The following is a 13788-nucleotide window of genomic DNA, read 5'->3' as shown; positions in this document are numbered from 1 at the left end:
TAAAAAAACCGAACCCAAAAGGTTCGGTTTTTTTTCTAGCAACTAGCCTCTAAAACTAGTAGCCACGAAGTGGCGTTCTAAACGCCTCCGGCGCTACCCCTCCTCAGGCTCATAACCCAAGTTAGGTGCCAACCAGCGCTCAGCTTCTGACATCTCCATACCTTTACGCTTCGCGTAGCTTTCTACTTGGTCTTCGCTGATTTTCGCAACACCGAAGTATTGTGATTCAGGATGGCTGAAGTAGAAGCCGCTTACCGCTGCTGTTGGCAGCATTGCGTAAGAGTCGGTGATGGTCATGCCAGTGTTCTTCTCAACGTCTAGCAGTTCCCAAAGCAGGCCTTTCTCTGTGTGCTCTGGGCACGCAGGGTAACCTGGCGCAGGGCGGATGCCTTTGTATTTCTCGGCGATCAGATCTTCGTTGGATAGCTGCTCGTCCGATGCGTAACCCCAGATCTCTTTACGAACTTTATCGTGCATCATCTCAGCTAGGGCTTCGGCAAAACGGTCTGCCAGAGCTTTAACCATGATGGAGTTGTAGTCATCGTGGTCCGCTTCGTATTTCTCTACCAATTCATCACAGCCATGACCTGCAGTGACCGCAAAGGCACCAAGGTAATCTTGCTTGCCAGTTTCTTTTGGCGCTACGAAGTCGGTTAGACACATATTAGCTTTGCCAGCGACTTTTTCAGTTTGCTGACGCAGGTGATGTAGCTGCATCAGTACTTCGCTGCGGCTTTCATCTGTGTATAGCTCAATATCGTCGTGGTTAACGCTGTTCGCTGGGAAGATTCCAACAACCGCTTTAGCGGTTAGTAGTTTCTGATCAACCAAGTCTTTTAGCATCGCTTGAGCATCTGCAAATAGGCGAGTCGCTTCTTCACCGATGATCTCGTCATTTAGGATGCGAGGGTAACGACCCGCTAGCTCCCACGAGTGGAAGAACGGCGTCCAGTCGAAGTACTCTTGAATATCGCTTAGGGCGATATCATCAAATACATGAATGCCCGGTTTTAGCGGTGCTGGTGGAGTGTAGTTATCCCACTCGATCTGGTATTTGTTTTCACGTGCTGCTTCAAGTGTGACACGACGCTTGTCGTTCATACGGGCAGCGTGACGATCACGTACCGCTTGGTACTCTTCTTGAATCTCTTTTACGTAACCTTCTTTCTTCTCACCTAGCAGGCTAGAAGCAACGTTTACTGCTCGGGATGCGTTGGTTACGTGGACTACTTGATCGCGATGGAATACCGGATCGATCTTAACCGCTGTGTGGGCTTTAGATGTAGTTGCACCACCGATCAGTAGAGGAATATTAAATTCCTGACGTTCCATCTCTTTGGCAACGTGAACCATCTCGTCTAGAGATGGTGTGATCAAACCAGACAGTCCGATTAGATCAGCGTTCTCTTCACGTGCAGTACGCAGGATTGTTTCTGCCGGCACCATTACGCCAAGGTCGATGATCTCGTAGTTGTTACATTGCAGTACTACGCCCACGATGTTTTTACCTATATCGTGTACGTCACCTTTAACGGTTGCTAGTACGATCTTACCGTTAGAACTGCTCGCGCCGTCTTTCTCTTCTTCGATAAACGGCATTAGGTAAGCAACGGCTTTTTTCATTACACGTGCAGATTTTACTACCTGCGGCAGGAACATCTTACCGGCACCGAACAGGTCACCCACCACGCTCATGCCATCCATCAATGGACCTTCAATTACATGAAGTGGGCGGTCGTGGTTTTGACGTGCTTCTTCTGTGTCGTCTTCGATAAATTCGGTGATACCTTTAACCAGTGCGTGCTCAAGACGTTTATTAACGTCCCACTCGCGCCACTCTTGCGTTTTAGTATCTTCTTGTTGCGAACCATCGCCACGGTATTTCTCCGCAATATCCAGTAGGCGTTCAGTGCCGTCTTCACGGGTATTCTGGATAACGTCTTCTACTGCTAAACGAAGTTCTTCTGGAAGATCATCGTAGATTGCCAACTGACCGGCGTTAACGATACCCATATCCATGCCTTGCTGAATTGCATGGTAAAGGAACACACAGTGGATCGCTTCACGTACCGGGTTGTTACCACGGAAGGAGAAGGATACGTTGGATACACCACCGGAGATCTTCGCGTAAGGTAGGTTCTGTTTGATCCAGCCTGTTGCTTGAATAAAGTCTACGGCGTAGTTGTTGTGCTCTTCGATACCGGTTGCTACGGCAAAGATGTTTGGATCGAAGATGATGTCTTCTGGTGGATAGCCCACTTTATCGACAAGAACACGGTAGGAGCGTTCACAGATCTCGATCTTACGCTCGTAAGTATCGGCCTGACCTGTTTCATCAAAGGCCATTACCACTACAGCGGCACCGTAGCGGCGAAGCTTTTTCGCTTGTTCGATAAAGTTCTCTTCACCTTCTTTAAGGCTGATTGAGTTAACAACACCTTTACCTTGGATGCACTGCAGACCAGCTTCGATAACGTCCCACTTAGAGGAGTCGATCATGATCGGTACGCAAGCGATGTCAGGCTCAGATGCGATTAGGTTAAGGAACTTAACCATCGCTGCGTGAGCATCCAACATGCCTTCGTCCATGTTGATATCGATGATCTGTGCACCGTTTTCAACCTGTTGGCGAGCAACATCCAGTGCTGTTTCGTAGTCCTGCTCTTTGATCAAACGTTTGAACATCGCAGAACCAGTAACGTTGGTACGCTCACCAACGTTAACGAATAGGGTATCTTCGCCAATGTTCATAGGTTCAAGACCCGACAGACGACACTCTACTGGTAGTTCAGGAAGCTGACGCGGTTCAGCTTTTTCTGCCGCTTCACGAATCGCTTTGATGTGTGCTGGGGTCGTACCACAGCAACCACCGATAATGTTTAAGAAGCCTGACTGCGCCCATTCGCCGATCTCTTCAGCCATCTGCTCTGGTGTTTCATCGTAACCACCAAAGGCGTTTGGTAGACCTGCGTTAGGGTGAGCAGAAACGTGAGTTTCAGAAATACGAGACAGTTCTTCTACATACTGACGCAACTCATTAGGACCTAGGGCACAGTTAAGACCAACAGAGATTGGCTTAGCGTGGCGAACGGAGTTCCAGAAAGCTTCGGTTGTTTGACCGGATAGGGTACGACCGGATGCATCGGTGATCGTACCGGAGATCATCACTGGCAGACGGATGTCGTTTTCTTCGAAGTAAGTTTCTACCGCGTAGATAGCCGCTTTAGCATTTAGAGTATCGAAAATAGTTTCGATTAGGATGATGTCAGAACCACCCTCAATCAATCCGTCGATTGATTCTGTGTACGCTTCAACTAGCTCATTAAAGGAAACGTTACGGTACGCCGGATCGTTTACATCGGGAGAGATAGAACAAGTACGGTTTGTTGGGCCAAGCACACCTGCTACATAGCGTGGGCGATCCGGGGTTTCGGCTGTAATTTCGTCACAAGCTTCGCGCGCTAGACGCGCTGCTTCTACGTTGATCTCACGGCTGAGTGATTCCATCTCGTAATCAGCCATAGCGATCTGGGTCGCGTTGAAGGTATTGGTCTCGATGATATCAGCACCGGCCAAGAGGTATTCTTTGTGAATCGCTTTGATGATATCTGGCTTAGTCAGTACCAAAAGGTCGTTATTACCTTTGACTTCAATGTGCCAGTCTGCGAAACGCTCGCCGCGGTAATCCGCTTCTTCAAGCTTGTAATCCTGAATCATGGTGCCCATACCACCATCCAGAATCATAATGCGTTTTTTAAGGCTCTCTGAAAGCGTTTCAATCAAAGTTTTATCGGTCACAGTTAAATACCTAAATCAGCGACTACTAGAATAAGGTCGCTATTGTAAATCAATTAGTTAAGAAAGGGAGTGAGGAAAGTTAATCTATTGATGAACTTCGCTCAATTTGAGCTGAGCAAAGCTAATAAATAGCACTAATTTAGCTATGTCTTTAGTATTGGGTCCTATATGAGGGGCGGGTATTAAATCTGTTTGTGCTAAAGAATGCTCAATAACCCCTTAATATTTTCCCAGATGGTGGTAGAATAGCCGCCCTTTGTGCAGTGCGAATATATCTCGAAGGGCAAAAATGTCAGTCCTTTAGACGTTTTTCGTATTATGTGCAGCGCAAAATACTGGTTAAAATGCCGTTTTTTGTGGACGAGCTTTCCTGTCATACCGTTAAAAAGGGTAGAAACAGGTACAGCGTTGATGTGTTACTCATATTTATTCGGCCAAAAGCTGAGATGAGTAGCGAAAGGGGGCAACCGGGGTAAACCCTGGTAAAGATGAGCAAACGCAGGATTTAGTCTATGCTGCAGACATTCTTAAAGTGCAAGCTACACCGTGTAACAGTAACTCACGCTGAGCTTCACTACGAAGGTTCATGTGCGATCGATGGTGTGTTGCTTGATAAGTCAGGCATTCGTGAATATGAACTAATTCATATTTACAATATCAACAATGGCGAACGCTTTACTACTTATGCAATCCGTGCAGAAGAGAACAGCGGTATTATCTCTGTTAACGGTGCGGCAGCGCATAAAGCAAGTAAAGGTGATCTACTGATCATCGCTTCTTACGTTCAACTGGACGACAAAGAGGTTGAAGAACACCAGCCAACACTTTGCTACTTTGAAAATGCGAAGTCAGATGGCGGCGTAGGCGCAACTGATGAAGAGCTTCATCAGCGAAACGTGCTAACAGGTATGAAACGCGCAATTCCTGTTCAGCCGAAAGATATCTGATCAAGATTTTTAAAAAGCCACTCACCGTTGAGTGGCTTTTTTGTTTAGAGAAAACCCGCCGAGTGCGGGTTTTCTTTTGTCTATATGTTTGTAGTGAATCCCACTGAGGTATGAATTTTTAGGCCTAATATCGCCTTGCATGGTAGGGCTATTGCGGGTAAATTGGCGCCCAGAATATTGCTTAGGCAAACATAATAAGCACACCAAAATACAATATTAGGAGTTACACGTGGAACTCGCATGTCTTGACCTTGAAGGGGTATTGATCCCAGAAATCTGGATCGCTTTTGCTGAAGAAACTGGTATTGAAGAATTAAAAGCGACGACTCGTGATATTCCTTGTTACGACGAGCTAATGCAGCAGCGTCTTCGCATTCTTGATGAACACGGTCTAAAACTGCCGCAGATTCAAGAAACTATCAGCAAACTTGAGCCTCTAGAAGGTGCAGTTGAGTTTGTTAACTGGTTGCGTGAGCGTTTTCAGGTTGTGATCCTATCTGATACGTTCTACGAATTCTCTCAGCCGCTAATGCGTCAGCTGGGCTTTCCAACACTTCTTTGTCACAAGCTAGAAGTAGACGAAGATGGCCGTATCACTGACTACACTTTGCGTCAGAAAGATCCTAAGCGTCAGTCTGTTCGTGCATTCCAGTTGTTGAACTACCGTGTAATCTCTGCGGGCGATTCTTACAACGATACAACTATGCTTAAGCAAGCAGAAGCGGGTATCTTGTTCCACGCGCCTGATAATGTAATTGCTGAGTTCCCTCAGTTCCCAGCAGTGCACACGTACGAAGATCTGAAGAAAGAATTTATCAAGGCAAGTAACCGCGATCTAAGCCTGTAAGCTCTTTCCTACTTAATCTACTGCTCAAAAAAGTCTATATTGGGCAGTAGATTAGGCATTCTCCCCAAGCCTTTCTTATTAGTTTTTGTTAATATATTTCCCGTCGTCGTTTAAGCGCCGGATTTATTCTTCCTCTTATTTAAGGTGTTTACCCTATGCCTCTGGCAAAGATTATCAGTGCTAATTCTCTTCTATCCGACCAATTGGTTGGTATTTTGGCTGAGGACTATCAACTGGAAATATCTTCTTGCTTGAGGGAGGTGTGTGTAGATAGTGATCTAGTGTTACTTGATCATGACCTTGTTGGCCAGTATGACGAATCTGAATTAGTTACGGCTATCCAGCAGTATGAGCATCTGCATGTTCCGGTCATTTTAGTTTGGAACAATGCAGAGGAAGATTACCGTGAGTTCGCTATCGAAGTAGGATGTTCTGATTATCTAAGACCGCCGTTTTTTCCATCGGTTGTAAATGCCAAGTGCAAAACTTATATCAGCTTGGCTAAACTCAAGCAGAACTTTACATCGCGTGCAGCAACAGATGTGCCTACGAGTGCAGTACCTGCTGGTGATCTAGTTGATGTCACAGAACTATTGGCCGTTCAAGATGCGGCTATCTTATGTTTGGCGACGATTGCTAGAATCCGTGACCATTCTACCGGGAACCATATTCTTAGAACTCAGCACTATGTAAAAGCATTAGCTGAGCACCTTTATAAGAATCCTGCTTATCATGACGAGCTGGATGCTGAGACGATTGAGCTGTACTACAAGACTTCAGCTCTGCACGATATCGGTAAAGTGGGAATTCCAGATCATATCCTTCAAAAACCGGGTGAATTAACAGCTGAAGAGTATCGTGTGATGAAAACTCATACGGTTTTAGGTTATCAGGCAGTAACTTCGGCTCAACAGTTGCTGGATAGTTCATCCAGCGGCAAAGCGGTTAAGTTTTTGGAGCTGGCTCAGCAAGTGACTTTAAGTCATCACGAGCGCTGGGATGGAGAAGGCTATCCGCAAGGCTTGAAAGGTGAAAACATCCCATTGATTGCACGTTTGATGGCGGTGGCTGATGTTTATGATGCGATGATCTCACGCAGGCCTTATAAAAATGCTGTTGATCATGAACGCGTGACTAATGTCATTGTTTCCGGTCGCGGTAGCCATTTTGATCCAGCAGTTGTGGATGCGTTTTTGGATCTACAGGATATGTTTGAAAGGATCTCTTTCAAGCTGGAAGATGTGTTCCCATCCAGTGCTGATTTGATGCTTCATTCCATGAGCGATCTTATTGCTGAAAATGATCTTGCTACGGCTGAGGAACTAGCGGGTAGTTAAATGCTTCGCGGGTAGTCCTGAGTTGTGAAGGAAGCCATTTTTGGTAGGACTCATAGATGGTTGTTTTTAACTCTTCATCTTTTTCGATCATCTGATTGAGCGTGCTTATCAGCGCTTTATTCCAGTCTCCTTTGGCACATCCTACGTGCCCCATGCTTGTTACTGGTTGGCCTTCAAGCGGAACAAAATATAGATCTTCACTAATATCGTGCTCTAACTTGCTAAACTGTGCTTCTTCAGGCCTACCGATCATTGCGTCTAACCGATGGTTCTGCACCATCTGAATAAGTCTTTCCTGATCTTTTTGGCCTGTTTTAACTTTAAAGATGCTATTTGGCTTAGTTTTATTCTTTTGAATGATTTCGTCGATGTATGCAGAGTAGGCTCTTGCATCATGAATGCTAATAGAAAGGGGCTTTTTGGTTAAACTGTTAAGGTTAACAGGGTTAATTTTGTCTGCACTGACGCCAAATTTATGTAGAGCTCCTTTTGTGGTCACTAAGCCATTTGCGTACAAGCGCATTAATGGCTGACTAAAATCCATAAATTTTTGTCTTTCTTTCGAATTAACTAAAGATACATGGCAGATCATCTGTCCCTCTTTAGCTAACTGCATTGCGCGCTTTAGGCTCATATCGCTACTGATATGACGATAATGTTTTAACTTTCGCTTAAATAGCTTGATTGCTTCATCGCCGATACCTTGATTGCTGTATTTGCCTTTTAGGATGAATACGGGAGCAAAATCGGTTCTGGCCCATACGATGATCGGTTTTTCGTTGGTCGATATTTTTGATGGGTGCTTATCGGCTACAGCAGCATAAGGGCTAGCCAAATAAAACATTAGTAGTGAGATTGATAATAGCCTGCTGCGCTGCATAGTAATTCCTTTTGGAACACGACAGTTCAAGTATAGGCAATCTATTGGGATATGTAGGTTAAATTTAGCTAGGTCTGACTCAGTGCGAATCGATTGTTCATTCGGTTTAAACGAAGTGCCATCTTTAGGATCAATTGGTCCTTGAGTTTCTCTCTAGTTTCTATCGGAAGCTCATCCAGCAATTCTTGGTCGATAACAAGCGCCGTGCTGTCTGTATTAGCGATAACACTAGCTGTTCGAGGTTCATTGGTTAAGAAAGATATCTCACCAATTATCTCGCCAGGTGAAAGTTGGGTTATTAGTTGCTGAGAAGTACCTTTTAGTACATTGACACCGCCGCTCAAAAGGATAAAAAAGCGTTTATCTAGTGAGTCTTCATCGGTTAGATAATCTCCGGTTTTGTAAGCAACGAAATACCAATGAAACTGAGCAAGAAGCTGTTTGTCCTTGCGGTTCATATCGTCGAATAAAGCCACTTTATCCAGAATGGCTAGAGCACTTTCTTTACTGAGCGTCTTGTTTTTAGCCATAGATATACTCCTTCTAGTTAGGAATAGTCGCTTCCAAGCATTGGAGCAAGTTATTCACTTTGTCGAAGGTTTCTTGATATTCCATGGACGAAACAGAGTCTGCGACAATCCCGCCACCCGCCCAGCAGAAAATCTGATTGTTTTCGCAAAGCAGGGTGCGAATAGTAATGCTGGTGTCCATTCGACCGCATAGGCTGATATAGCCGATAGACCCGCAGTAGATAGAACGACGATGCGGTTCTAGTTCCTCGATAATCTCCATTGCTCTTATCTTTGGAGCGCCGGTAATAGAGCCACCAGGGAAGCAATGTTTTAGTAGAGCAATCGGCGAGTAATCGGAACTTAAGTAGCCAGTGACTGTGCTGACTTTGTGATGCACATTGGCGTAGCTCTCAATGTTGAAGAGCTTAGGTACTTTTACAGAGTTATGCTGACAGACCTTACTAAGATCGTTGCGCATCAGATCGACGATCATAAGATTCTCTGCGCGATCTTTAAGTGAATCGCTAAGTTCCTGTTTGAGGAGTTGATCTTCTGCCGTATCAGATGAGCGTGGTCGCGTACCTTTGATCGGCTTAGTCGTTACTACCCCGTCTTTAGTTTCTAAGAACTGCTCAGGGGATAGAGACAGAATTTGCTGCTCACCCAAATCGATGTAAGCAGAATAGGGTGTTGGCGCATGGGTTCTTAGCTTTTTATAGGCTTCCCAGCTGTCGCCTTGATAGCTGCTATTAAAGCGTTGAGCAAAGTTAACCTGATAACAGTCGCCAGCATGGATGTAGTTATCTATCTGCTCAAGCTTCTGTTGATATTCCGCTTCAGTGATATTGGCGCTAAAGGCTTTATCAAGCTGGAAATCAGCGTTTGGCGAGGTTGTTGCTCGAGTCAGTTGCAGTTCGATCTGGTCGAGTTGCTCTTTAGATACGCGATGATCGGCAACGAGGTAAGCTTGCTCTTTATGGTGATCAACCACTAAACCCCATAGGTACATGCCTACTTGCATGTCGGGTAGGGATGCAAAATCTTCTGCCTTCGCCGGCATGTTTTCAACGGATCGACCCAGATCATAAGCAAAGTGACCGATGATACCGCCTTGGAAGGGCAGGTCTGCTTGTTTCGCTTGCGGGTTTTGATAGCGGTTGTACAGATCTTGTAGTGCATCAAATGCAGGTTGATCTGCATTCATGCTCAAGGTTTCAACCGGTGCAGCCGCGATGATGTCGAACCGTCCCCATGGACAGTTAGGGCGACCACTATCAAGAAATACAGCATTACCTAGAGGGCGAAGGCGCTCAAAGTAAATTTCACTGTTAGCTAAATACGGAACAGAACGTTGGGTGATCAATGAACTGGCTTAATTCTTAGTTATTGAATGAAGTGTGTGAATTGTATGTAACCCCATTGGAACTGTCTATGTGAAAGGCTTTGTCGCAACGAAATAAGTGAAAACAACTGAAAACCTTTAAAAATCGTTGCTTGTTTTTCGTTCATACCAAAGATTGTCGACAAAATGCTGGTTTGGTTACTCTGTTCAGCTAGAATGAGATTAAATCTATTAAAGCATTAAGAGTATTGTTGCTACATGAAGCATCCTTTTAGTGTTGATAAGCAAAGCCTTACTTTGCCTGATCAGCATATTGTTTATCGAATCTATCGAAATCCTGATATTAAGCCTTCCAGAAGGCTGGTCTTACTGCATGGTGCAGGTGTTGCTGGGGTTGATACTTGGGAGCATATCACTGCATTTTTAACTCAATGGTCTGAGGTGTTAGTGCCTGACCAAAGAGGCATGGGTGATACCTATTTCCCCGATAAGAAAGAACACCCCTTTGCAGCGCAGGAGCTGGTTGCAGACTTAAATGCCTTAGTTGATCACTTAGGCTGGTGGCAGTTTGATTTAGCAGGTTATTCCTTAGGTGGCTTAATCTCGCTGCTGTTTAAACAGCAGCACTCTGATCGTGTTGGTAAGCAGTATCTATTGGAATCGGCGGTGCTAGATCGTCCTTGCTGGGAAACCACCATAGAGCTACGTAACCAATTCTCGGAGGCGGCGCTGAATCTTAGAGGTTCTGTGCAGGTAGAGAAGGGTATTGTTAACTTTTTAGACGCGATCTCGCCTAATCGTAAAGTTTCACCGCAAGTAGAAAAGTTAACTGTCAGCAGATTAGGGGCACGACCTGAGGGTTTTGCGAATGCTTTGGACTGCGTAACACAGGCAGTAAAGCAGATAGATAGAGAAGAATTAGTGGCGGCGCAAGGTGATGTGACCAGCTTTATAGGTGGTAACAGTGTCGACCTTATGCACCAGTACCAGCGAGAGCTGGCGGAGCGTCTGCCTAATTGGCACTACTTTTTGATGGCTGGAACTGATCATTCGTTACCGTTTCAAAAGCCGCGCCAGATCGCGCGAGTGATGAATGATGAGTTACAGCGTTATATAACTAACAAATAATTACGAAGTGATAAGGTAAAACCCTTAAACTTTTGTATTGTGTTGACAATCTTTTCGCTATTTCGAGTTGACGGCTCAATTTAGCAGGAGTATCTTGGTCTCAGTTCAAGATTGTCGACAATCTTCAATCAAGGGTTGTTATGACTGATAAAACAGACAATAAAGCGTTTCAACAAGAAACGCGCACATTGGCCGATCGCGTTTGCGAACAAATTGTAACTGCGATTGTGGTGGGGGATATTCCTCCCGGTCAGAAGATCAGCGAGCCTGAGCTAGCCAAAACATACGGCATTAGCCGTGGGCCATTGCGAGAAGCGATGCGTCGTTTGGAAGCGCTAAGGTTAGTTGAGCGTAAGCCTCATGTCGGTGCGCGGGTTGTTAATCTGTCGGCAAAAGAACTTATTGAAATATATCGTGTCCGCGAAGCACTTGAAGGTATGGCCTGCCGCTTAGCAGCAGAGAATATGCCTCAAGACGAAATCGATAGCCTGCGTGCTCTATTAGATGAGCATGAACAGAGTGTCGAACAGCTAGAGGGCCGATCGTATTTCCAAAAAGAGGGTGATCTGGATTTTCACTACCGCATTGTTCACGGCAGCAAAAATGAGAAGCTGCTCGAATTTTTAGGCGGGGATCTATATCACTTAGTACGAATGTACAGATACCAGTTCAGTGTCTCTAGTTCACGACCAAAACGTGCACTTAAAGAGCACCGCCAGATTGTAGACGCGATTGAATCTCGTGATCCGGAATTGGCTGAAATGCTCATGCGCCGACATATAGGTGCAGCACGCCGAAACGTGGAAGAGAAACTGAACGCAGCGACCGAAACCAGAGGGGAAGAACATGTCCAATAACCTGTCTGCCGGTGCACGTTTTCGTAAAGCACTAGCTGAAACAAACCCACTTCAGATTGTAGGTACGACTAACGCATATCACGCCATGATGGCTGAACGTGTAGGTCATAAAGCAATTTACTTATCTGGTGGTGGTGTCGCTAACCACTCATACGGTTTGCCTGACCTAGGCATGACATCAATGAATGATGTTCTAGCAGATGTAAGCCGTATTACCAGCGCAGTAGAAACTCCGCTGATGGTTGATATTGATACGGGATGGGGTGGTGCTTTTAACATTGCACGCACAGTTAAAGAGATGATCAAAGCAGGTGCGGCTGCAGTTCACATTGAAGATCAGGTAGCACAAAAGCGTTGTGGTCACCGTCCAAACAAAGAGATTGTTACGCTTGAAGAGATGGTTGATCGTGTTAAAGCAGCGGTTGATGCCAAAACTGATGACGACTTCTTTGTTGTAGCACGTACAGATGCTTTCCAGATGGAAGGTCTGAATGCTGCAGTTGAGCGCGCACAAGCATGTTTAGAAGCAGGTGCAGATGGCATCTTCGCAGAAGCAGTGCACACGCTAGATGATTACAAAGCGTTTTCTGATGGCATCAATGGTGCGCATCTATTGGCTAACATCACTGAGTTTGGTGCTACGCCACTATTCAATAAAGATGAATTGGCTGAACACGGTGCAAGCATGGTGCTATACCCACTGTCTGCATTCCGCGCAGCTAATAAGGCAGCCCTTAATGTATACGAGCACCTTCTAAAAGATGGTGATCAAAAAGCGGTTGTCGACACTATGCAAACACGTATGGAACTTTACGATTTCTTGAATTATCACGACTTCGAGCAGAAGTTGGATGCATTGTTCGCAGAAGGTAAGAACAAGTAAGCGCTATTTTTATTTTACGCCTTACTTAATTGATTTTAGCAAGCGGGTCGCAGAACCCGCATAGATAGGAAACAGGAGCATAATCATGGTCGACAAAAAACTGGGTGGTGCTGGTCTACGTGGTCAGTCTGCAGGTGAAACGGCATTATGTACTGTAGGTAAAACAGGTTCAGGTCTGACTTACCGTGGTTACGATATCAAAGAACTATCTGATAAAGCGCAGTTTGAAGAAGTTGCTTATCTTCTACTTTACGGAAAACTGCCAAATCAGGCTGAGCTAGATGCATACAAAGCTAAGCTAAAAGGTATGCGTGCTCTGCCAGAAGCACTAAAAACAGTTCTAGAACAGATTCCTGCTGAAGCGCACCCAATGGACGTGATGCGTACAGGTTGCTCTATGTTGGGTAACTTAGAAGAAGAGAAAGATTTCTCTGAGCAGCACGATCACATCGATCGCATGCTTGCAGTCTTCCCTGGCATGATCAACTACTGGTACAACTTCAGCCACAACGGCGTACGTGTAAACGTTGAAACTGATGCAGATTCTATTGCTGAGCAGTTCCTATGGACACTTCACAACGAGAAGCCTGAGCCGCTACACGTTGAAGTAATGCACGCGTCTTTGATCCTTTACGCTGAGCACGAATTCAACGCGTCTACATTCACTGCGCGTGTATGTGCATCAACGCTATCTGATATTCATAGCTGTGTGACTGCTGCAATTGGTTCCCTTCGTGGTCCTCTTCACGGCGGTGCTAATGAAGCGGCAATGGATATGGTTGAGCAGTGGAAATCTGCGGATGAAGCTGAAGAAGCGATCATGGGTATGTTGGCGCGTAAAGACAAGATCATGGGCTTCGGTCACGCGATCTACCGCGAGTCTGACCCACGTAATGCGATCATCAAAGAGTGGTCTAAGAAGCTATCTGAGCAGGTTGGTGATACTCACCTGTACGCAGTTTCTGAGCGAGTTGAAGCAGTTATGTGGCGCGAGAAGAAGTTGTTCTGTAACGCAGACTTCTTCCATGCATCTGCATACAACTTCATGGGAATTCCTACGAAGCTATTTACACCTATCTTCGTTTGTTCTCGTGCGGCAGGTTGGACTGCTCACGTAATGGAGCAGCGCGCTAACAACCGTATCATCCGTCCATCTGCTGACTACACTGGTCCAGAAACGGCTGATTGGGTTGCTATCGAAGATCGTCCATAAGAGACGACAGTAGACAGCGGTTTGAGCTATCAGCCGGATCGCTG

At 45.5% G+C, this 13788-nt stretch carries 11 protein-coding genes; 7 read left to right on the top strand and 4 right to left on the bottom strand.

Going from position 1 to position 13788, the window contains the following annotated elements:
• Window positions 1-93 precede the first annotated feature (93 nt).
• Window positions 94-3744: a methionine synthase gene (gene metH / locus ACMXYU_RS09640; RefSeq protein ID WP_415901111.1), complete on the bottom strand. Its 3651-nt coding sequence runs from the start codon at window positions 3742-3744 to the stop codon at window positions 94-96.
• A 566-nt stretch (window positions 3745-4310) separates the two neighbouring features.
• On the opposite strand from metH, the gene panD reads away from it, so the two are divergent.
• The 3 genes from panD (at window position 4311) to ACMXYU_RS09625 (ending at window position 6929) form a co-directional block, all read left to right on the top strand.
• Window positions 4311-4745: an aspartate 1-decarboxylase gene (gene panD / locus ACMXYU_RS09635; RefSeq protein ID WP_415898476.1), complete on the top strand. Its 435-nt coding sequence runs from the start codon at window positions 4311-4313 to the stop codon at window positions 4743-4745.
• Window positions 4746-4974: 229 nt separating this feature from the next.
• Complete coding sequence (gene thrH / locus ACMXYU_RS09630) at window positions 4975-5592, top strand: bifunctional phosphoserine phosphatase/homoserine phosphotransferase ThrH (RefSeq protein WP_415887833.1); 618 nt, start codon at window positions 4975-4977, stop codon at window positions 5590-5592.
• Between the two features lie 155 nt (window positions 5593-5747).
• Entirely contained in the window at window positions 5748-6929 is a 1182-nt protein-coding gene (locus tag ACMXYU_RS09625; protein ID WP_415898475.1) for an HD domain-containing phosphohydrolase, read from the top strand.
• Here the strand turns inward: ACMXYU_RS09625 and ACMXYU_RS09620 are convergent.
• From ACMXYU_RS09620 to pabB, 3 genes are all read right to left on the bottom strand, one after another.
• Window positions 6901-7809, bottom strand: a complete 909-nt coding sequence (locus ACMXYU_RS09620) for a hypothetical protein (RefSeq protein WP_415898474.1) — start codon at window positions 7807-7809, stop codon at window positions 6901-6903. The genes ACMXYU_RS09625 and ACMXYU_RS09620 overlap by 29 nt on opposite strands.
• A gap of 68 nt (window positions 7810-7877) precedes the next feature.
• On the bottom strand, window positions 7878-8339 hold the full coding sequence (locus ACMXYU_RS09615) for a cyclic nucleotide-binding domain-containing protein (protein WP_415891765.1): 462 nt from the start codon (window positions 8337-8339) through the stop codon (window positions 7878-7880).
• Window positions 8340-8352: 13 nt separating this feature from the next.
• Complete coding sequence (gene pabB / locus ACMXYU_RS09610; RefSeq protein ID WP_415898473.1) at window positions 8353-9684, bottom strand: aminodeoxychorismate synthase component I; 1332 nt, start codon at window positions 9682-9684, stop codon at window positions 8353-8355.
• Window positions 9685-9921: 237 nt separating this feature from the next.
• Between pabB and ACMXYU_RS09605 the strand changes: the two genes are divergently transcribed.
• The 4 genes from ACMXYU_RS09605 (at window position 9922) to prpC (ending at window position 13744) form a co-directional block, all read left to right on the top strand.
• Window positions 9922-10791 (top strand): alpha/beta fold hydrolase, encoded by an 870-nt coding sequence (locus ACMXYU_RS09605; RefSeq protein WP_415881528.1) that lies wholly within the window; start codon window positions 9922-9924, stop codon window positions 10789-10791.
• Window positions 10792-10931: 140 nt separating this feature from the next.
• Window positions 10932-11648, top strand: coding sequence for a GntR family transcriptional regulator (locus ACMXYU_RS09600; RefSeq protein ID WP_415881527.1), 717 nt, complete (start codon window positions 10932-10934; stop codon window positions 11646-11648).
• Window positions 11638-12531: a methylisocitrate lyase gene (gene prpB, locus ACMXYU_RS09595; RefSeq protein WP_415887839.1), complete on the top strand. Its 894-nt coding sequence runs from the start codon at window positions 11638-11640 to the stop codon at window positions 12529-12531. The genes ACMXYU_RS09600 and prpB overlap by 11 nt, the downstream gene beginning before the upstream one ends.
• A gap of 85 nt (window positions 12532-12616) precedes the next feature.
• The gene (gene prpC / locus ACMXYU_RS09590) at window positions 12617-13744 is read left to right on the top strand and encodes a 2-methylcitrate synthase (protein WP_415896018.1); all 1128 of its coding nucleotides are present in this window, start codon (window positions 12617-12619) and stop codon (window positions 13742-13744) included.
• The last annotated feature ends 44 nt before the right edge of the window (window positions 13745-13788 follow it).

The sequence above is a fragment of the Neptuniibacter sp. QD48_11 genome (genome assembly GCF_047778095.1).
Lineage (GTDB): Bacteria > Pseudomonadota > Gammaproteobacteria > Pseudomonadales > Balneatricaceae > Neptuniibacter.
This window is presented reverse-complemented; position numbering and strand designations above follow the sequence as displayed.